The sequence below is a fragment of the Xanthomonas sp. 3793 genome (assembly GCF_024806835.1).
Taxonomy (GTDB): domain Bacteria; phylum Pseudomonadota; class Gammaproteobacteria; order Xanthomonadales; family Xanthomonadaceae; genus Xanthomonas; species Xanthomonas arboricola_F.
In genome coordinates, this window is sequence record NZ_JANTYU010000004.1 from 372,299 (window position 1) to 392,024 (window position 19,726).

General features: G+C 60.2%; 18 protein-coding genes. 11 read left to right on the top strand and 7 right to left on the bottom strand.

Annotation, left to right across the window (positions count from 1 at the left end; genetic code table 11):
• Positions 1 to 16 precede the first annotated feature (16 nt).
• Positions 17 to 1,666, top strand: a complete 1,650-nt coding sequence (locus tag FHY18_RS15095) for an electron transfer flavoprotein-ubiquinone oxidoreductase (RefSeq protein WP_259156505.1) — start codon at positions 17 to 19, stop codon at positions 1,664 to 1,666.
• Positions 1,663 to 3,750, top strand: coding sequence for a glycoside hydrolase family 99-like domain-containing protein (locus FHY18_RS15100; RefSeq protein ID WP_259156506.1), 2,088 nt, complete (start codon positions 1,663 to 1,665; stop codon positions 3,748 to 3,750). The genes FHY18_RS15095 and FHY18_RS15100 overlap by 4 nt, the downstream gene beginning before the upstream one ends.
• Positions 3,751 to 3,782: 32 nt before the next feature.
• Here FHY18_RS15100 and FHY18_RS15105 read toward each other — a convergent pair whose 3' ends face one another.
• Positions 3,783 to 4,418, bottom strand: a complete 636-nt coding sequence (locus FHY18_RS15105) for a CoA transferase subunit B (protein WP_259156508.1) — start codon at positions 4,416 to 4,418, stop codon at positions 3,783 to 3,785.
• Positions 4,418 to 5,149 (bottom strand): CoA transferase subunit A, encoded by a 732-nt coding sequence (locus tag FHY18_RS15110; protein WP_259156987.1) that lies wholly within the window; start codon positions 5,147 to 5,149, stop codon positions 4,418 to 4,420. The genes FHY18_RS15105 and FHY18_RS15110 overlap by 1 nt, the downstream gene beginning before the upstream one ends.
• 133 nt (positions 5,150 to 5,282) lie before the next feature.
• Here FHY18_RS15110 and FHY18_RS15115 point away from each other — a divergent pair, with 133 nt between their 5' ends.
• On the top strand, positions 5,283 to 6,629 hold the full coding sequence (locus FHY18_RS15115; RefSeq protein ID WP_259156509.1) for a phosphomannomutase: 1,347 nt from the start codon (positions 5,283 to 5,285) through the stop codon (positions 6,627 to 6,629).
• Between the two features lie 49 nt (positions 6,630 to 6,678).
• The gene (locus FHY18_RS15120) at positions 6,679 to 8,082 is read left to right on the top strand and encodes a mannose-1-phosphate guanylyltransferase/mannose-6-phosphate isomerase (RefSeq protein WP_259156510.1); all 1,404 of its coding nucleotides are present in this window, start codon (positions 6,679 to 6,681) and stop codon (positions 8,080 to 8,082) included.
• Between the two features lie 104 nt (positions 8,083 to 8,186).
• On the opposite strand, the gene rfbD is transcribed toward FHY18_RS15120, so the two are convergent.
• Genes rfbD through rfbB form a run of 4 tightly spaced genes read right to left on the bottom strand, consistent with a single transcriptional unit; the run spans position 8,187 to position 11,634 of the window.
• Positions 8,187 to 9,095 carry a dTDP-4-dehydrorhamnose reductase gene (gene rfbD / locus FHY18_RS15125; RefSeq protein ID WP_259156512.1) on the bottom strand — a complete coding sequence of 303 codons (909 nt, stop codon included), beginning with the start codon at positions 9,093 to 9,095 and terminating at the stop codon, positions 8,187 to 8,189.
• Positions 9,092 to 9,652, bottom strand: a complete 561-nt coding sequence (gene rfbC / locus FHY18_RS15130; RefSeq protein WP_259156513.1) for a dTDP-4-dehydrorhamnose 3,5-epimerase — start codon at positions 9,650 to 9,652, stop codon at positions 9,092 to 9,094. The genes rfbD and rfbC overlap by 4 nt, the downstream gene beginning before the upstream one ends.
• Positions 9,649 to 10,536, bottom strand: a complete 888-nt coding sequence (gene rfbA, locus FHY18_RS15135; RefSeq protein ID WP_259156514.1) for a glucose-1-phosphate thymidylyltransferase RfbA — start codon at positions 10,534 to 10,536, stop codon at positions 9,649 to 9,651. Before rfbA ends, rfbC begins: the two co-directional genes overlap by 4 nt.
• Positions 10,537 to 10,566: 30 nt before the next feature.
• Entirely contained in the window at positions 10,567 to 11,634 is a 1,068-nt protein-coding gene (rfbB, locus tag FHY18_RS15140; protein WP_259156515.1) for a dTDP-glucose 4,6-dehydratase, read from the bottom strand.
• Positions 11,635 to 11,864: 230 nt separating this feature from the next.
• On the opposite strand from rfbB, the gene FHY18_RS15145 reads away from it, so the two are divergent.
• From FHY18_RS15145 to rffA, 7 genes are all read left to right on the top strand, one after another.
• On the top strand, positions 11,865 to 12,611 hold the full coding sequence (locus tag FHY18_RS15145; protein ID WP_104615412.1) for an electron transfer flavoprotein subunit beta/FixA family protein: 747 nt from the start codon (positions 11,865 to 11,867) through the stop codon (positions 12,609 to 12,611).
• Positions 12,611 to 13,552, top strand: a complete 942-nt coding sequence (locus FHY18_RS15150; RefSeq protein ID WP_259156516.1) for an electron transfer flavoprotein subunit alpha/FixB family protein — start codon at positions 12,611 to 12,613, stop codon at positions 13,550 to 13,552. The genes FHY18_RS15145 and FHY18_RS15150 overlap by 1 nt, the downstream gene beginning before the upstream one ends.
• Positions 13,553 to 13,727: 175 nt before the next feature.
• A complete protein-coding gene (locus tag FHY18_RS15155; protein ID WP_259156517.1) occupies positions 13,728 to 14,639 on the top strand; it encodes a glycosyltransferase family 2 protein in 912 nt (303 codons plus the stop codon).
• Positions 14,636 to 15,430, top strand: coding sequence for a GNAT family N-acetyltransferase (locus FHY18_RS15160; RefSeq protein ID WP_259156518.1), 795 nt, complete (start codon positions 14,636 to 14,638; stop codon positions 15,428 to 15,430). The genes FHY18_RS15155 and FHY18_RS15160 overlap by 4 nt, the downstream gene beginning before the upstream one ends.
• 4 nt (positions 15,431 to 15,434) lie before the next feature.
• Entirely contained in the window at positions 15,435 to 15,803 is a 369-nt protein-coding gene (locus FHY18_RS15165) for an EamA family transporter (RefSeq protein WP_115555341.1), read from the top strand.
• Between the two features lies 1 nt (position 15,804).
• Positions 15,805 to 16,428 carry a class I SAM-dependent methyltransferase gene (locus tag FHY18_RS15170; protein WP_259156519.1) on the top strand — a complete coding sequence of 208 codons (624 nt, stop codon included), beginning with the start codon at positions 15,805 to 15,807 and terminating at the stop codon, positions 16,426 to 16,428.
• Between the two features lie 18 nt (positions 16,429 to 16,446).
• Positions 16,447 to 17,577 carry a dTDP-4-amino-4,6-dideoxygalactose transaminase gene (gene rffA, locus FHY18_RS15175; RefSeq protein WP_259156521.1) on the top strand — a complete coding sequence of 377 codons (1,131 nt, stop codon included), beginning with the start codon at positions 16,447 to 16,449 and terminating at the stop codon, positions 17,575 to 17,577.
• Positions 17,578 to 17,662: 85 nt separating this feature from the next.
• On the opposite strand, the gene FHY18_RS15180 is transcribed toward rffA, so the two are convergent.
• Positions 17,663 to 19,726: a hypothetical protein gene (locus FHY18_RS15180; protein ID WP_259156524.1), complete on the bottom strand. Its 2,064-nt coding sequence runs from the start codon at positions 19,724 to 19,726 to the stop codon at positions 17,663 to 17,665.

The window sequence follows — 19,726 nt, forward strand, 5'->3', positions numbered from 1 at the left end:
CAACGGGAGCGGAGCAATGTCGGAAGCGGGAATCGGCGCGCAAGCGTCAGAGACGGTCGAGCGCGACGTCATGGAATACGACGTCGTCACCGTCGGTGCCGGTCCGGCCGGGCTGTCGTTCGCGATCCGGCTCAAGCAGCTCAACCCCGAGTTGAGTGTGTGCGTGATCGAAAAATCCAGCACCATCGGCGCGCATATCCTGTCCGGCGCGGTGATCGAGCCTGGCCCGCTGGATGCGTTGCTGCCCGGCTGGCGCGACAACCCGCCGCCGATCTGCGTGGCCGCCACCGACGACGAATTCTGGTTCCTCGGCAAGGACAGCGCGCGCAAGTTCCCGGTGGTGCCGCCGGGCATGCGCAACCACGGCAACTTCATCGTCAGCCTGGGTGCGATGTGCGCCTGGCTGGCGCCGCAGGCCGAAGCGCTGGGCGTGGAAATCTACCCGGGCTTTGCCGCCGCCGAGACGCTGCATGACGACAGCGGCCAGGTGATTGGCGTGCGCATCGGCGACATGGGTGTGGCCAAGGATGGCTCGCACAAGCCCGGCTATACGGCCGGTATCGATATCCGCGCCAAGGTCACCGTGCTGGCCGAAGGCGCGCGCGGGCATCTGACCAAGCGCCTGCTCGCGCGCTTCGACCTTACCGCAGACAGCGACCCGCAGGGCTATTCGATCGGCATCAAGGAGTTGTGGCAGGTGCCCGAAGGCCGCGTCACGCCCGGCAAGATCGTGCACACCATCGGCTGGCCCGCCGACAATCGCACCTACGGCGGCAGCTTCCTGTATCACCTGGACAACAACCAGGTCGCGCTCGGCTACGTCAGCGGGCTGGACTACAGCGACCCGAAGTACCAGCCGTGGGAAGCCTTCCAGCAATGGAAAAACCACGCGCTGATCAAGTCGCTGCTGGAGGGCGGCAGCATTCTTTCGGCCGGCGCGCGTGCCATCGTCACCGGCGGCTGGCAGTCGTTGCCGAAAGTGGAAATGCCCGGCGCCCTGCTGATCGGCGACACCGCCGGCCTGCTCAACGTGCCCAAGATCAAGGGCACCCATCAGGCGATCCGCAGCGGCATGCTGGCGGCCGAACACCTGGTGCACTCACAGCTGGTACCGCAAGGCTTCGACGCCAAGCTGCGCGCCTCCGATGCGATGGCCGAGCTGAAAGAAGTGCGCAACATCAAGCCCGGCTTCAAGAAGGGCCTGTGGTTCGGCCTGCTCAATGCCGCCTGGGAAACCGCGCTCAAGGGCGCCTCGCCGTGGACGTTGAAGAACAAGGCGGACTGGTCGGCGCTGCACAAGCTCGGCGACTACGAACAACCCAAGCGCGACTACGGCACGCGCGAGCTGGCACCGCGCGACCGCCTGCAGGCGGTGTATTTCGCTGCCACCGAGCATGACGAAGACCAGCCCGTGCACCTGAAGGTGCTCGACACCGACATCTGCGCCACGCGCTGCGTGCAGGAATACGACAACCCCTGCACCCGCTTCTGCCCGGCCAACGTCTACGAGATGGTCGCAGACACCGACAGCCCCTCCGGCAAGCGCCTGCAGATCAACGCCGCCAACTGCGTGCACTGCAAGACCTGCGACATCAAGGACCCCTACGAGATCATCACCTGGGTCACACCGGAGGGTGGTTCTGGGCCGAACTACCAGAACCTGTGAGTGCATCTGGTCGCTCCGTGGGCTCACGCGCGCGCGCACAATTATTCGTGCTGCTGCGCACTGCGTTTCGTGCGTTGCCGCTGAGCGAGGCAACGCGCGACCGTTGGCGCATGTGGTTTCTGGACAGACATTCTGGGTGGGTACCGGAGCCTGAGCGAGGACGCGCAGGCTACGATGCCTCGCGACGTGCCGTCAGCCGTGGCGATGAAGCTGCGATCGGCCACGTTCGGTATCGCCCAGCCACCTTGCCTGCGACGCTTCCAGCCACTCTGGTTGCGTTCTATTTGCCGCAGTTTCACCCCATCCCGGAAAACGATGCCTGGTGGGGCAAAGGATTCACCGAATGGCGCAATGTGACCCGCGCTCTTCCGCAATTCGAGGGGCATCAGCAACCCAGGCTGCCCGCCGACCTGGGCTTTTACGACCTCCGAAATCCTCAGACCCTGCGTGAGCAAGCGCGGCTGGCGCAGGACTACGGCCTGGGTGCGTTTTGCTTCTATTTCTACTGGTTCGCCGGCAAGACTTTGCTGGAAATGCCAATCCGCCAGTGGCACGAAGATAACTCGATCACGCTGCCTTTTTGCCTTTGCTGGGCCAACGAGAAGTGGGCACGTCGCTGGGACGGGCGCGGCGACGATATCCTGATCGATCAGGCGCACGATGCCGATGACGATCTTGCTTTCATCGCGCATGTCGCGTCCTACATGCGCAACCCGAAGTACCTGCGTGTGGATGGGCGTCCCCTCTTGCTCGTCTACCGCCCTCATCTGCTACCCGAGCCAGCGCAGACGGCAGCGCGCTGGCGCGCCTGGTGTCGTGACAACGGCATCGGCGACATCCATCTTGCCTACGTGCAGGGCTTCGAACGGCCCGATCCACGCGATATCGGCTTTGATGCTGCCGTCGAACTTCCGCCGAACATGAGTACCCCACCGTCGGTCGCCGCCAAGCAGCGCCTGATAAATCTCGACTTCAACGGCGAAGTACTGGATTGGCGAGAGCTGGCGCGTGACATGGAACAGCGCCCGTTGCGCGACTACACGCTCTACCCCGGCGTCAATCCGGGCTGGGACAATGAGCCGCGTCGCTCGGGAAAAGGACGCGTCTTTCTGCACGCATCGCCTCGCCGATATCGCGACTGGTTATCTCACACCGTGCAGCACCGCCTCGCTGACGCCCCACCGGGGCATCGCATGGTCTTTATCAATGCCTGGAACGAGTGGGCAGAAGGCGCGGTGCTCGAACCCGATACCCGTCTCGGGCATGCCTGGCTGGAGGCTACACGGCAAGCCTTGCTAACTCCGACCCAAGGTACTGCAACGCCCGGCCAACACAAATTTTGCATCGTCTTGCATGCTTGGTACCTGGACGTCTTGGACGGGATGCTCGATGCGATCGTTAAAGTGGATATGCCGCTGCGACTTGTGATCACCACCGAAACCACGCTGGTCAAGCAGGTTCGTCAGCGCGTAGCGCAACGTGAGCTGCACGCTGAGGTGGAAGGATTCGAGAACCGCGGCCGCGACGTTCTTCCTTTTCTGCATGTCGCCAATCGACTGCTCGACGAAGGCGAACAACTGGTAGTCAAACTTCATACAAAAAAATCGACTCATCGCAGCGACGGCGAAGCCTGGCGACGTGAAATGCTTGCAGCGCTGTTGGCGCAACGCCACGTCGACGCAATTGTGGATGGGTTTGCCACCGATCCGTCGCTCGGGCTGGTCGCGCCGGCAGAACATGTCTTGCCGGTCGCCGACTTTGTCGGGGCCAATGCCGACACCCTGGATTACCTGGCCGTTCGCACTGGCAGCGCCGCAGTTGCAGAACAGAGCCAGTTTGCGTCGGGCAGCATGTTCTGGGCCCGACTCGAGGCGCTGCGTCCATTGCTCGACGCGCATCTGCATCCGAGCGAATTCGAGAGCGAGCATGGCCAGATTGACGGAACCCTGGCACATGCGATCGAACGATTTGTTGGCGTTACGGTGACGCAGTCCGGACACCGGCTCACAACGATCGAACAGGTTCTGGGAGTGGGCAAACCTCCCTCGGCAGCGCCTTATCGCTATGCCCGCAAGGCGCCATGACGGCGCTCTGCGGACAATGACATCGGCCTCGCTTATCGCTGCGAGGTGAAACTCACGCCCGTCTTGGCACGCAACTCCTCCAGCCCCACTCCATCGGCCGCTTCCACCAAGACCAGTCCATCGGCGGTGACATCGAATACGGCCAGGTCGGTGATGATGCGGTCGACCACGCCCACGCCGGTCAATGGCAGGTCGCACTCGGGCAGGATCTTGTGGCTGCCGTCCTTGGCCACGTGTTCCATCAGCACCACCACGCGCTTGACGCCGGCCACCAGGTCCATCGCCCCGCCCATGCCCTTGACCATCTTGCCGGGCACCATCCAGTTGGCCAGGTCGCCGCGGTCGGTGACCTGCATCGCGCCAAGGATCGCCAGGTCGACATGGCCGCCGCGGATCATCGCGAACGAGTCATGGCTGCCGAAGTAACTGGCACCGGCGCGCGCGGTCACGGTCTGCTTGCCGGCATTGATCAGGTCGGCATCCACTTCGTCTTCGGCAGGAAACGGGCCGATGCCGAGCAGGCCATTTTCCGATTGCAGCCACACGTCCACGCCATCGGGGATGTGATTGGCCACCAGCGTCGGCAGGCCGATGCCCAGGTTGACGTAAGCGCCGTCGGTCAATTCGCGTGCCGCGCGTGCGGCCATCTGATCTCGGGTCCAGGCCATCAGTGCTGTCCTTCGCGCACGGTGCGCTGTTCGATGCGTTTTTCCGGTGCGGTGTTGAGCACCAGCCGGTCGACGTAGATGCCGGACAGATGCACCTGGTCCGGGTCGATCGTGCCCAGCTCCACGATTTCCTCGACCTCGGCAATGCAGACGCGGCCAGCCATGGCGCAGGCCGGGTTGAAATTGCGCGCGGTCTTGCGGAAGACCAGGTTGCCGGCGGTGTCGGCGCGCCACGCCTTCACCAGCGCGACATCGGCATGCAGCGCCGTTTCCAGCACATAGTGCTTGCCGTCGAATTGCCGGGTTTCCTTGCCCTCGGCCACGATGGTGCCGTAGCCGGTAGCGGTGTAGAACGCGGGAATTCCCGCACCGCCCGCACGCAGGCGCTCGGCCAGGGTGCCCTGCGGATTGAATTCCAGCTCGAGCTCGCCAGCCAGATACTGGCGCTCGAATTCCTTGTTTTCGCCCACGTAGGACGAAATCATCTTGCGGATCTGCCGGGTGGCCAGGAGTTGACCGAGCCCGAATCCATCGACGCCGGCGTTGTTGGAAATCACCGTCAATCCGCCGACCCCGCTGTCGCGCACGGCGGCGATCAGGGCCTCGGGAATCCCGCACAAACCAAAGCCGCCCACCGCCAGCGTCTGGCCATCGGCCAGCACGCCATCCAGCGCCGCCGTTGCGTCGGCATAGCGTTTACCGCCGGCCTCACCCTCTCCATCGTTGCGCATCACCGCCCTCGCCTCGCTGATGTAAACGCCCATTCTAGCCGCTGACTGTTCCCTGTCCCCGGTCGCAATTCCGCCACACCCAAGACACGGCGCACCCGCTAAACTCGGCTGTCCCCCACCAAAGGAATTGCCCATGACGCTACCCGCCTTCAAGGCCTACGATATTCGCGGCCGCGTGCCGGATGAACTCAACGAGGACTTGGCCCGCCGGATCGGCGTGGCACTGGCGGCGCAGCTGGATCAAGGGCCCGTGGTCCTGGGCCACGATGTGCGCCTGGCCAGCCCGGCCTTGCAGGAAGCGCTGTCGGCAGGCCTGCGTGCCAGCGGCCGCGAGGTGATCGACATCGGCCTGTGCGGTACCGAGGAGGTCTATTTCCAGACCGATTACCTCAAGGCCGCCGGCGGCGTGATGGTCACCGCCAGCCACAATCCGATGGACTACAACGGCATGAAGCTGGTGCGCGAGCAGGCCCGGCCGATCAGTTCCGATACCGGCCTGTTCGCGATCCGCGACACGGTTGCTGCCGATACCGCCGCAGCCGGCGAGCCTACCGCAAGCGAGCAGAGCCGCACCGACAAGACCGCCTATCTGGAGCACCTGCTCAGCTACGTCGACCGCAGCACGCTCAAGCCGCTCAAGCTGGTCGTCAATGCGGGCAACGGCGGCGCGGGCCTGATCGTGGACCTGCTTGCACCGCATCTGCCATTCGAATTCGTGCGTGTGTTCCATGAACCGGACGGCAACTTTCCCAACGGCATTCCCAACCCGCTGCTGCCGGAAAACCGCGATGCGACCGCCAAGGCGGTCAAGGATCACGGCGCCGACTTCGGCATCGCGTGGGATGGCGACTTCGATCGCTGCTTCTTCTTCGACCACACCGGCCGCTTCATCGAAGGCTATTACCTGGTCGGCCTGCTGGCCCAGGCGATCCTGGCCAAACAGCCCGGCGGCAAGGTCGTGCACGATCCGCGCCTGACCTGGAACACGGTGGAGCAGGTCGAAGAAGCCGGCGGCATTCCGGTGCTGTGCAAGAGCGGCCACGCCTTCATCAAGGAAAAGATGCGCAGCGAAAACGCCGTGTATGGCGGCGAGATGAGTGCGCACCATTATTTCCGCGAGTTCGCCTACGCCGACTCCGGGATGATCCCGTGGCTGCTGATCGCCGAGTTGGTGTCGCAGTCCGGTCGTTCGCTGGCCGACCTGGTCGAAGCGCGCATGCAGAAGTTCCCGTGCAGCGGCGAGATCAACTTCAAGGTTGCCGATGCCAAGGCCTCGGTTGCCCGCGTGATGGAACACTACGCCGACCTGTCGCCCGAGCTGGACTACACCGACGGCATCAGTGCGGATTTCGGCCAGTGGCGCTTCAACCTGCGCAGCTCCAACACCGAGCCGCTGTTGCGCCTGAACGTGGAAACGCGCGGCGATGCCGCACTGCTGGAAAGCCGCACACAAGAGATTTCCGACTTGCTGCGCGGTTGATTCACTCTCCTCTCCCACCCATAGACGCACTTTGGAGTTTCCCCCGCCCATGAGCGACGTCCTACCCATCATTTTGTCCGGCGGTTCCGGCACGCGCCTGTGGCCGCTGTCGCGCGAATCCTATCCCAAGCAGTTCCTGCCGCTGGTCGGCGACAAGAGCATGTTGCAGGCGACCTGGCTGCGCTCGGCTCCGGTCGCAGGCCATGCGCCGATCGTGGTTGCCAACGAAGAACATCGGTTCATGGCAGCCGAGCAGTTGCAGCAGCTGGGCGTGAAGCCCTCAGCCATTTTGTTGGAGCCCAAGGGGCGCAATACCGCCCCAGCGATCGCAGTCGCAGCCCTGGAAGCCATGCGCAATGGCGCCGACCCGCTGCTTCTGGTCCTTCCGTCCGATCACGTCATTCAGAATGAAGCCGCGTTTCAAGCCGCGGTGACGGCAGCAGCTGGTGCGGCCGAGCAAGGCAAGCTGGTCACCTTCGGCATCAAGCCGACCGCGCCCGAAACCGGCTACGGCTATATCAAGGCCGGTGCCGGCACGGGCGCCACCGCCGTCGAGCGTTTCGTCGAGAAGCCCGACCTGGCCACCGCGCAGGGTTACCTCGCCAGCGGCGAGTACTACTGGAACAGCGGCATGTTCCTGTTCCGTGCCTCGCGTTACCTGGAGGAACTGCGCAAGTTCCACCCGGCCATTGCCGATGCCTGCCAGAAAGCCTGGGAAAACGGCAAGCGCGATGCCGACTTCACCCGCCTGGACAAGGACGCGTTCGCAGCCAGCCCGTCGGATTCGATCGACTATGCGGTGATGGAAAAGACCGCCGATGCGGTCGTGGTCCCACTGGATGCCGGCTGGAACGATGTCGGTTCGTGGTCGTCGCTGCTGGATGTGTCCGAGCAGGACGCCCACGGCAACGCGCATCATGGCGACGTGATCCAGGTCGACTGCCGCAATACCTACGCCTACGGCTCGCGCCTGATCGCCATGGTCGGCCTGGAAGACGTGGTCGTCGTCGAGACGCCGGACGCCGTGCTGGTCGGTCATCGCGATCGCATCCAAGAGGTCAAGGACGTGGTCGGCCAGATCAAGACGGCTGGCCGTTCCGAGGCCACCTGGCATCGCAAGGTCTATCGTCCGTGGGGCGCCTACGATTCGATCGACATGGGCCAGCGCCACCAGGTCAAGCGCATCACCGTCAAACCCGGTGCGGTGCTGAGCCTGCAGATGCACCACCATCGCGCCGAACACTGGATCGTGGTGAGCGGAACCGCCGAGGTCACCCGTGGCGACGAGGTCCTGCTGCTGACCGAAAACCAGAGTACCTACATCCCGCTGGGCGTGACCCATCGCCTGCGCAATCCGGGCAAGTTGCCGCTGGAGCTGATCGAAGTGCAGTCCGGCAGCTACCTGGGCGAAGACGACATCGTGCGTTTTGAAGATACCTACGGCCGAGCTTGACCGCTCGCTTGCGCTATCTGTTCTGAACAAAAGACAGCCGGGATTCCCGGCTGTCTTTCGTTGTGGATCTGGTCCGCGGCATCACCGCGACCCGGGCGCTGCCGTCAACGATTGGCCGCAGCCAACTCGGCAATCACCTGCTGCAAGCCGGCCTGCCATTGCGGCAATACGATACCGAAATCGTTCTGCAGCTTGTCGACCGACAACCGCGAGTATGCCGGCCGCTTCGCTGGCGTCGGATAGTCCGCTGTGGTGATCGGCACGACACGCGGCGCGCGCGCGAGCAAGCCTGCCGCGACGGCCTGATCGAAGATGGCCTCGGCAAACCCGTGCCAACTGGTCTGGCCCGCCGCCGTCAGGTGCCAGGTCCCCGACGTATCTGGACTGCGCTGACGCAGTAACTGCGCGGTGACATCGGCAATCAAGGCAGCAGGCGTTGGTGTACCGATCTGGTCGGCCACCACCCGCAACTCGTCGCGCTCTGCACCCACGCGCAGCATCGTGCGCAGGAAGTTGGCACCATGCGAGGCATACACCCAGGCAGTGCGCAAGATCAGATGTTGGGCACCCGACTCCCGGATCGCCTGCTCGCCTGCGAGCTTGGTTTCGCCATACACGCCCAGCGGCGAGGTGTGCGAGTCTTCGCGATAGGGCGCGCTGCCTTGCCCGTCGAAGACGTAATCGGTGGAGTAATGCACTAGCGCCGCACGATTGGATGTACACCAAGCCGCGATCGCGCCGACAGCGTCCGTATTCACTCGTCTGGCCGCGAAGGGATTTGATTCCGCACCATCCACCGCAGTGTAGGCAGCAGCATTCACAACACAAGACGGAGCCAGCCGGTCGAGCACGTTCTGCAAACGCCCCGGATGATCCAGATCGGCAGCCACGCATGGTCGCCCGTCGGCGAGCACACCATCACGGGTTGCAAACTGCAGCTCGGCAACTCCATCGAGCGCACGCTGCAGCTCGCGGCCAAGCTGTCCGTTCGCGCCCAGCAGCAAAATGCTCATGGTGAGCGATAGCGCGGAAGCTGCTCAACGGCAACCTGATCCAAAAACGGTGCATCCGCATCCTTTTTCGAAAGGATCGGGTCAGTGATCGGCCAATCGATTGCAAAGCGCGCATCATCCCAGCGCAGCCCGGCATCGGCTTCTTTCACGTAGACGTCGGTACACAGGTAATTGAAGACCGCGGTCTCCGAAAGCACTGCGAAACCGTGCGCAAACCCCTCGGGAATCCAGAATTGCCGGCGATTTTCGCTGCTGAGTATCACCGCCTCCCATTGGCCGAAGCTGGGCGAGCCGACGCGGATATCCACGGCAACGTCGTACACCTCGCCCTCCAGAACGCTGATCAGCTTTCCCTGCGGGCGGGGCCATTGATAGTGAAGGCCGCGAATGACGCCTTTCCCGGAGCACGACACATTGCTCTGGACGAACTGCATGTTGAGCCCATGTTGCTTGAACCGCTCGTGATTCCAGGCCTCGAAGAAGAAGCCACGATCGTCCGCATGGACTGCGGGTTCGATGACGTAGCAATCGGCCAGTGCGGTGGCGACGACTTTCACGACTTGGCTCCTCGGAGGGCCAGCTCCTTGAGATAACGCCCATACCCGTTCTTGAGCAGAGGGGCAGCCAGTGCCTCAAGTTCGGTGAGGTCGATCCATCCTTGGCCGAAGGCGATTTCTTCCGGGCAGCAGACCTGCAGACCCTGCCGCGCCTGGATCGTTTCGATGAAGTTGGATGCTTCGTGTAACGATTGGTGTGTTCCTGTGTCCAGCCATGCATAACCGCGCCCGAGCGCCTCCAGATGCAGGTCGCCCTCGTCCAGGTAGCGTCGATTGAGATCGGTAATCTCCAGCTCGCCACGCGCTGATGGCGTCAGCTCCGCCGCATATTCGGCAGCTCTGCCGTCGTAAAAGTACAACCCGGTAACCGCGTAATTGGAACGGGGCACAGCCGGCTTTTCCTCGATACCCACAACTTTGCCGTCTGCATCGAACTCTGCCACTCCGTATCGCTCTGGATCGTTGACCCAATATCCAAATACGGTTGCGCCATCGCTGCGCGCATCGGCTCGGCGCAGCATCTCCGTCAGCCCGTGACCGTGGAAGATGTTATCGCCCAATACCAGGCAGCTCGGCTTGCCGCCGACGAAATCGCGGCCGATCAAATAGGCCTGCGCAAGGCCATCGGGGCTTTGCTGCACGGCATACGAAATCGACATCCCCCATTGGGAACCGTCACCAAGCAGCGCCTTGAACAGCGCCTGCTCATGCGGCGTATTGATGATCAACACCTCCCGAATCCCGGCGAGCATCAGAACGCTCAACGGGTAGTAGATCATCGGCTTGTCGTACACCGGCAGCAACTGCTTGCTGACACCTTTGGTAATGGGATAAAGGCGGGTACCGGAGCCCCCGGCCAGGATGATGCCTCGACGTTGCGTCATATGGTTCTCATAGATTGGTAGAGGACATGCTCATTCCTGAGTGTCGACCATGCCACCCAAACGTTGCATGCGATAAGTTCCGTCCAGGACCCCATCGACCCAGTCCTGATGCGCCAGGTACCACTCCACCGTCTCGCGGACACCTTGTTCGAAGGTGTATCGGGGTTCCCATCCCAACTGTTCCTTGAGCTTCGACGCATCGATTGCATAGCGGCGGTCGTGGCCAGGTCGATCGGTGACGTAAGTGATCTGGCTTTCGCGCGACCTACCGTCCTGACGAGGGCGCAGCTCATCGAGCAGGACGCAGATGGCGCGCACCACCTCGATGTTCTGCCGCTCGGAATTGCCGCCCACGTTGTAGGTTTCGCCCGGCTTACCCTTGGCCAAAACCGTCCGGATCGCTTCGCAGTGGTCACTCACGAACAGCCAGTCGCGCACCTGCTTGCCATCGCCATAGACCGGCAGCGGTTCACCGGCCAGCGCCTTGGCGATGACCAGTGGAATGAGCTTTTCCGGAAAATGGTACGGACCGTAATTGTTCGAACAATTGGTGGTCAGCACCGGCAAGCCGTAGGTATGGTGAAACGCCCTTACCAGATGGTCCGACGCCGCCTTCGATGCGGAATACGGCGAGTTCGGGGCGTACGGCGTGGTTTCGGTGAACTTCCCGGTCTCTCCCAACGTGCCGTAGACCTCGTCGGTGGAGACGTGCAGAAAGCGGAAGGTGTCCTTTGGCCCGGGAGGCAACGTCTTCCAATGATCACGCACCGCTTCCAGAAGCGCGAGCGTGCCGACTACGTTGGTTTGAATGAACGCTCCAGGCCCGTCGATCGAGCGGTCCACGTGGCTCTCGGCGGCAAAGTTCAGCACCGCATCGGGCCGATACTCCTCCAGCAGCTTGGCGACCAACTCACCATCGCCGATGTCCCCCTCGACGAACACGTGATTCGGGTCGTCGGCGATTGACGCCAGCGTGTTCAGATTTCCAGCGTAGGTAAGCGCGTCCAGATTGATCACACGCATGCCACGCGAGACGGCTTCCAGAACGAAATTGCCGCCGATAAAGCCGGCTCCGCCGGTTACAAGCCAGGTTGCCACGATCCGTCTCTCCTAGTCGCGCGGTCGACCGCGCTCCGCTTTTCAAGCCGCACAGGATATACGCTGCAACGGGTTTGGTCCGGCGTTGAGCAGTGCACGCCCTTCGACCCTGCTGCACCGCATCACCATACGCCATCGCATGGTGCCGTCGCCCCGGTTAGAATGGCCGCACTCCCGAGCCTGCCGCCGCGGCCGGGCCTTCCCGCAATAGCTGAAGGATCTCGTACACGATGAAAATCCTCGTCGCCTACAAGCGCGTGGTGGACTACAACGTCCGCATTCAGGTCAAGCCGGATGGCTCCGGCGTGGTGACCGACGGCGTCAAGCTGTCGCCGAACCCGTTCGACGAAATCGCCCTCGAAGAAGCGTTGCGCCTGCGCGATGCCGGCATTGCCACCGAGGTAGTGGTCGCCACTCTCGCGCCGGCCGATGCCGCCGCGCACCTGCGCAACGGCCTGGCCATGGGTGCCAACCGCGCCATCCACGTGGTCACCGATGCGGCCATCCAGCCACTGACTGCTGCACGCGCCCTGCTGAAGCTGGTCGAGAAGGAGCAGCCCGATCTGGTGATCCTGGGCAAGCAAGCCATCGACGATGACGCCAACCAGACCGGCCAGATGCTGGCCACCTTGTGGGGTCGCCCGCAGGCGACCTTCGCCGGCAAGCTGGTGGTTGCCGATGGCAAGGCCACGGTGACGCGCGAAGTGGATGCCGGCCTGGAAACGCTGGAAGTGGACCTGCCGGCGGTGATCACCACCGATCTGCGCCTGAACGAGCCGCGCTTCATCAAGCTGCCGGACATCATGAAGGCCAAGAGCAAGCCGATGGAGACCCTGGCCTTCGCCGATCTGGGCGTGGACGCGCACGACAGTCTGACCACCACCCACTACGCGGCACCGGCCAAGCGCAGCCGCGGCGTGATGGTCAAGGACGCCGCCGAGCTGGTGGCCGCACTCAAGCAGAAGGGGTTGCTGTAATGGCCAAGATTCTTGTCGTCGCCGAACACCTCAACGGCCAGCTCAACGCGGCCACCGCCAAGACCCTGAGCGCCGCCCTGGCCGTATCGCCCGAGTCGATCGACGTGGTGGTGCTGGCCGCCGAACCTGCGGCCGTTGCCGCCCAGGCCGCTCAGTTGGGGGGTGTTGCCCGCGTGCTGACGGTGACCAACGCTGCCAACGAACACGCCGTCGCGCAGGTGCTTGGACCCCAGATCGCCCAGCTCGCCGGTCAGGGCTACACCCACGTGTTCGGCCCCTCCACCACCTTCGGCAAGGACCTGATGCCGGTGGTGGCCGCGCTGCTGGGCGTCAACCAGATCTCCGACCTGATGACGGTCGAAGATGCGTATACCTTCAAGCGCCCGATCTACGCCGGCAACGCCATCATCACCGTGAAGGCGCCGTCCGACCAGGTCGTGGTGGCAACCGTGCGCAGCGCCTCGTGGCCGGAAGCGGCTACCGGCGGAAGCGCAGCGGTCGAGTCCGCCAGCATCGATGTCGCACTGCCGACGCACACCCGCTTCATCGGCCTGGCTGCAGGCAACTCCGACCGCCCCGACCTGCAGAGCGCCAAGCGTGTGGTGTCCGGCGGTCGCGGCGTCGGCTCGGCAGAGAACTTCAAGCACATCTACAGCCTGGCCGACAAACTCGGTGCCGCCGTGGGTGCTTCGCGTGCGGCGGTCGATGCCGGCTACGTGCCCAACGAGCTGCAGGTCGGACAGACCGGCAAGATCATCGCGCCCGAGCTCTACGTGGCGATCGGCATCAGCGGCGCGATCCAGCATCTGACCGGCATCAAGGACGCCGGCACCATCGTGGCCATCAACAAGGATCCGGAGTCGCCGATCTTCGAGATCGCCGATATCGGGTTGGTGGGGGATTTGTTCACCTTGCTGCCGGAGCTGGAAACGGCTCTTTGAGCAGCGATTCTGCGTCGGAGAAGTACCGATCACTCGGCTTTAAAACTGATCACGGCCGGTGCCCGATCCATGCGGGCACTCGGCGAAATTCTAGGGGGAATGTTTGCCTGCTTACTTTGAATCACGACCGCCTGCCACACCTTTGTCCTCAGCAACGAGGCCAGAGGTTTCGGTCGTGTCGCCCATTTATGGCTGTAAGGATTGCCTCGAGCTTCTTGTAGAGCGTATCGAGCAGGCGCTTGCTCCGATAGCTTCAAGTTACGAAATCATCTTGGTGGATGATGCAAGTCCCGATGGCGCTTGGTCGCGTATCAGTGAGATCGCCCAGCATCGGGAATCGGTCATCGGGGTTCGACTGAGCAGAAACTTCGGGCAGCACGCCGCGATCACTGCGGGACTTGCCATCTCCAAAGGCTTGAAGGTCGTCGTCATGGACTGCGACCTGCAGGATCGCCCGGAAGAAATACCCAATCTGCTCGCCGCATTGCGCGGCGATACCGAGATTGCTCTGGCTCAACGTGTGCAGCGTCAAGACAAGGCCTTCAAACGCGCAGGGTCATTCGCCTTCTACAAATTTCTGGGATGGTTGACGGGCGCAACATACGACCACACCACGGCGAACTTTGGTGCTTACAGCAGAAAGACCGTCGACGTCATCATTGCAATGCCGGAGCAAGAACGGTTTCTGCCGATGCTGGTTCGCTGGACAGGCTTGAAGACTGCGCAAGTACCGGTCACTCATGAGGCCAGGGATGCAGGCAATAGCGGGTACACATTGCGTCGCCTCCTGAGGCTCGCAGCCAGCATCGCACTCTCTTACTCGGATAAGCCACTTCGCCTGGTGGTTGGGGCGGCCTTGATCTTCGCGCTGCTATCGATCGGAGTCGTGGCTTTCAGCATTTCTCGCTACTGGGTCGGCGACACGCAGGTAGCTGGATTCACAAGCATCATAGCCTCCGTCTGGCTCATTGGAAGTGCAATTCTGGCGAGCGTAGGCGTGTTGGGACTTTACGTAGGACGCATCTTCAGCAGCGCCAAACAGCGTCCTCACTACGTGATTTCTACGACCACGGATCACCAGCCGTGAACGAGCCAGTTGTTTTTTCGGGCATAGAGACGGATCGTTTTGGATTAAGGATCGGGCGTACTCGATTGGAATCTGATATCGGGATGTCCGATCGCATCGCCCAATCGATCGGCGAACAGATGCTGGATATCACCGTACTACGCGTGCCTGCCGGCGCACACACGACGGTTTCCGCATTGGCAGACAGCGGATTTCAAGTACTCCACGCGGACACGCTCGTGTACTACCGCCTGCCCCTGCCCGTCGACAGCTCGTCCACGCCGGTCGGTACAGGAGCCGAGGTCGTGTTTCGGCTTGCGGATGCCTCCGATGTAGCAGAGCTGCAGCACATTGCACGCGACGGCTTCGGTGGCTACCGCAGCCACTACAACGCCAATCGCAGACTACCGCCGGATCAGATCCTTGAGGGATACATCCAGTGGGCCTGTGCCTACCTGGCTGCTGGCCAGACAGACCGCTTTACCTGCCTGGCGGTATCCGGAACAGACGCAGCCGGCTTTCTCACGTGTTCAATCGACAGCAAGATCCAGCAGTGCGAGGTTGTCCTCAATGCAGTCCACCCTGCGCATGCGGGCAAGGGAATCTATACCAAAGGGCTGACCTGGATCGCCGCATACGCGTACGAAAGAGGCTGTAAAGAGCTGATAATCAGCACTCAGGTGTGGAACTACCGGGTGCAACAAGTGTGGGCGCGCCTGGGCTTTTCCCTATTCAACGCTTACGACACCTACCACGTGATGCCATCGAAGTCGGCATCAGCGCTATCCCTTACAACACACGGCCTCTCCTGATCTTATGAGCTACGTATTCATTGCCTTGACAATCCTGCTCACGATCTACGGCCAGCTCACTTTAAAATGGCAAGTCGGCTTAAACCCGGACTCTACCATTGCCGGCAGCAACTGGCGTGGCATCATCATGCTATTGCTCAATCCCTGGGTGATCAGCGCTTTTGCAGCAGCATTCGGGGCGTCGCTGTGCTGGATGGCGGCCATCGGACGGATGCCGCTCAGCAAGGCCTACCCCTTCACGTCCCTGAGCTTTCCGATCGTTGCAATTCTCTCCACGTGGGCGTTTCGGGAAACCATGGACTGGCATAAGATCGCCGGGACGATTCTGATCATTGCAGGAGTCATCGTAGTCTCACGATCAGCTGGAGCGTAAAATGGCTCAAAAAACGGATGGTTTGCACGCTATTCTCTCTGCACCGAGTATGTACAACCTACTTCAAACCGCCTTGGGAGCGGAGAAGGCCCGGAAGCACTTTTCCAACGATCACATTCGTGCCAAGCCTGGTGATGTAGTGCTGGATATCGGCTGCGGAACCGGGGAACTGCTCTCTCATCTGCCCCAAGGCATCGACTACCACGGTTTCGACTTGTCGATGTCCTACGTGGAATCGGCGAGGCGAAACCATCCGAATCGGGGCACCTTCGAGTGCATGGATATTGCAGACTATCGTCCGCCAAGCGACGAACCGTCTGCAGACCTCGTACTGGCAATGGGGGTGCTACATCATCTGGATGATGAAGTTGCGTCCAAACTGATTCAAACAGCTTACGAACGCCTCAAACCAGGCGGAAGATTCATATCGATGGATGGGACGTTGATACCTGATCAATCTCCCATCGCGCGAAAGCTGGTCTTGAAAGATCGCGGGCAGAACATTCGTACGCCCGACAATTATGCAGGCATAGCGCGCCAGCATTTTTCTCGGGTCGAATATCGGATACGCACAGATCTGCTCTATGTTCCTTACACTCACTGCATCCTAGAGTGCGTCCGCTAGGATTACCCGGAGATTTTTTTGATCCCGTTCAACAAACCATTCATGACCGGCGGCGAGCTTGAAAACATTGCAGCCGCTCATCGTGCGGGCCATCTTTCCGGCGATGGTCCGTTTACCAAAAAATGCCATCAGCAGCTGCAGGAAATCTGCGCAGTCCCCAAAGCGCTGCTGACACATTCTTGTACTGCTGCACTCGAAATGGCTGCAATCCTGCTGGACCTGAAACCTGGCGATGAGGTAATCCTTCCATCGTTCACGTTTGTATCTACGGTCAACGCGTTTGCGCTACGCGGCGCCGTGCCAGTCTTCGTAGATATCAGACCAGACACCCTCAATCTGGATGAGGCTCAGATCGAATCTGCAATCACTGCGCGGACAAAGGCGATATGCGTGGTCCACTACGCAGGCGTGGCATGCGAGATGGATACCATCATGGAGATCGCAGCACGACATGGCCTGCCGGTAGTCGAGGATGCGGCACAGGCCATCTACTCGACCTATCGGGGCCGTCCCTTGGGCGGCATTGGTGACTACGGCTGCCTCAGTTTTCATGAAACCAAGAATGTGATCTCTGGTGAGGGCGGCGCGTTACTTGTCCGTGATCCAGCCAATGCGGAACGTGCCGAGATCATTCGTGAGAAGGGCACTAACCGTAGCCGCTTTCTACGTGGCCAAGTCGACAAGTACACCTGGGTCGACCTCGGATCTTCTTATCTCCCGAGCGAACTGATAGCCGCTTTTCTCGCTGCACAATTGGATAGTGGCCAGGAAATTACCCAGCGCAGGCTTGGAATTTGGGACAGATATCATGCTTGGGCACATAAGCATGAGCAGGCAGGCGTGCTACGCCGTCCAGTTGTCCCGGATAACTGCGAGCACAATGCCCACATGTACTACATCCTATTGCCGAATTTGAGCGCCCGCACAAGCTTTATTGAAAAGTTGCGAAATCTAGGTGTTGCCTCTGTATTTCATTACGTGCCGCTGCATTCATCACCAAAAGGAAAGGAAATTTCCCGCAGTCATGGTGACCTTGCGGTCACAGAAGACATTAGCAGTAGACTCGTCCGCCTACCGCTCTGGGTTGGCCTTGAGGCCCACATTCAAGAGGTAATGCAGGCGGCGGACGCCGCTTTAGCTTCCATATGATTACAACAATTTAATCTGCGCCAGCACATCGAGCAGGTGGGCAACCAAGTGCCCACCTGCCCTACGTCAGCAGGCTGGATCTGATTTAGCTCTCATCAGCAGACGATAAGGGAGTCAATGTAACCCCTTTATATTCCAAGCTTCCAACTCCATTGGCGTATGTCCGAATTTCCACAATTTCGGCAGAACGCTCTAATGTGAAATCAAGGACGCGACTCTGATCAGCGCTTGCCTTGATCGGCATAATTGCAAGACGCGAAGTTGCGCTATTGCTCACAACGTCAACGACGCCCACTTCTACTCCATTAGCTGCATCCACCGTCCTTAAATGGAACTCGGCGCGGTAACGACCTTTGGGCAAGTGAATATAAGGTCCATACGCGATGAAGCCGACTTCACCCCTCATACTTATTACCGCCTTTTTCCCTTCATCCCAATGACCCTGGTTATACATTGCTCCGGGGGTGGCACGATAGGTGACCGGGCTCTTAAAATTACGACTCCAGTTTGGCAGCACTGCTGCGACATTCTTTGAATATACGAATGCGGTTAAATTTCCAACTGGAATTTTCCTCTCTTTCTCACCCATCAATGTACGCATAACATCCCAATTCACCTTTTCCGACTCTGCCTTATCCAGCAGGAGGAAACTGGGCCCGCTCCATGTTTCGGCTTCGTACCATCGATTTGACCCTAGATGACGCATGGGAATTGGCAGGCCGTCGATAATGAGAATCTGACGAACTTTCGAATCACCTTCGCTAAGTACCGTATAGACTCCAGAGTTCCAATAGCTGGCGTAACCATACTTCAGCTGATTACTTCTCAGGCCCGCGACGATGTCTGCATGATCATTGGAACGAGCACGGATCGGCATAGCTTCCTTGTTTGGCCGAACCACACCATTGGAAATCAAAACAAGCATCGTCGAAACTATGAATAAACCCTGTAACGGCCTCCCAATCCGCAACGGTGCCGTATATAAAATTACTACACCCAAAATCACAGACGGCGCGAGATATCTAGCCGAAGTAACCGGGTCATTCATGTCTGGAATCGTGGTCGCCACATAAAGAAAAAGGCATCCAAATGCCTGGACGACCGTAAAAAGCACGATGAATCTGACAGAAGCCGAATCATCCCGCACCCTGTGATAGATCACTACGGGCACCAATATGATCAACGCAACACTACATAACAGCCTCAGGGCTTGGTACACGCCAGCCACTGAAACCACCTCTGCCCCAGTATCCGGGATACCGCCAAACATCCCCATCAACCCCTGGAAAGACTCAACCAAGTTATGAAATCCGCCGTCATAACTAAGCCACCGTGCCGAAGCCACCCCATTATTATTCTGGACATTCAAGATGACCCACCAGCTAAGTAGCGCACCACATACCGTACCGAGAATAATCGCAAGGTACACAACAGCTGTTGCACGCACTCGCTGACGAAAGAGCGCCCCCCCCCAGGAAGATAATAGATGGCATGCGACGGAAAACGCTAGGGGCAGGGTATATGAAATAACGGCTCGCTGCGGATTATTCCAAGTTGCAAGCGTTACCAAACCCAGAAGAAGCAATCCATTTAAGGCCAGCGCATGACCTTCACTGCAAAGCGTTCGCCAAGTCAACAATATCAGCAGTCCGGCCAATAATAGCACCGCGCCATAGGCAACCTGCCCGAAAATATTCTCGGAGAAAGAAAGTGAAACACCGCCCACTATGACGGCGATCGTAGCAATGCGCTGCCACTTGACCGTTGAAAGGAGCGCGGTCAGCTTCCACAAGGCAATCAATATTGCAAGCGAGAAGCACAGACCGGAAACAGCGTGAAGTACAAAGCCGTTCTTGAAAAAAAGAAGTAGCGGCAGTATCAGGACCTGACCAAAAACAATCATCAGGTCTCTATTGGCATAGTTCCACTCAGGAGGAAAAAAGCGGCCAGTTTCAAGCATTTCCTGCGCCAGGAGATTCTTGGTCGACGCGTCAGTGTGGAAAGTATTTTGATAACCGAAGAACAGGTAACCTATCAAAACTAATAAATTGAAGACCAAAAAGGCCGATGCAGCCCCAGTCAGCAGCCTTTGAGACTTCGGCCTCTGCACATATGCAGACATGCTCCGACAAAATTTCTCAATTTCCAT

Coding starts and splice junctions, on each gene's coding strand:
- FHY18_RS15095 (WP_259156505.1), top strand. CDS start 17: ATGTCGGAAGCGGGAATCGGCGCGCAAGCGTCAGAGACGGTCGAGCGC.
- FHY18_RS15105 (WP_259156508.1), bottom strand. CDS start 4,418: ATGGCCTGGACCCGAGATCAGATGGCCGCACGCGCGGCACGCGAATTG.
- FHY18_RS15110 (WP_259156987.1), bottom strand. CDS start 5,149: ATGCGCAACGATGGAGAGGGTGAGGCCGGCGGTAAACGCTATGCCGAC.
- FHY18_RS15115 (WP_259156509.1), top strand. CDS start 5,283: ATGACGCTACCCGCCTTCAAGGCCTACGATATTCGCGGCCGCGTGCCG.
- FHY18_RS15120 (WP_259156510.1), top strand. CDS start 6,679: ATGAGCGACGTCCTACCCATCATTTTGTCCGGCGGTTCCGGCACGCGC.
- rfbD (WP_259156512.1), bottom strand. CDS start 9,095: ATGAGCATTTTGCTGCTGGGCGCGAACGGACAGCTTGGCCGCGAGCTG.
- rfbA (WP_259156514.1), bottom strand. CDS start 10,536: ATGACGCAACGTCGAGGCATCATCCTGGCCGGGGGCTCCGGTACCCGC.
- FHY18_RS15145 (WP_104615412.1), top strand. CDS start 11,865: ATGAAAATCCTCGTCGCCTACAAGCGCGTGGTGGACTACAACGTCCGC.
- FHY18_RS15150 (WP_259156516.1), top strand. CDS start 12,611: ATGGCCAAGATTCTTGTCGTCGCCGAACACCTCAACGGCCAGCTCAAC.
- FHY18_RS15165 (WP_115555341.1), top strand. CDS start 15,435: ATGAGCTACGTATTCATTGCCTTGACAATCCTGCTCACGATCTACGGC.
- FHY18_RS15170 (WP_259156519.1), top strand. CDS start 15,805: ATGGCTCAAAAAACGGATGGTTTGCACGCTATTCTCTCTGCACCGAGT.
- FHY18_RS15180 (WP_259156524.1), bottom strand. CDS start 19,726: ATGGAAATTGAGAAATTTTGTCGGAGCATGTCTGCATATGTGCAGAGG.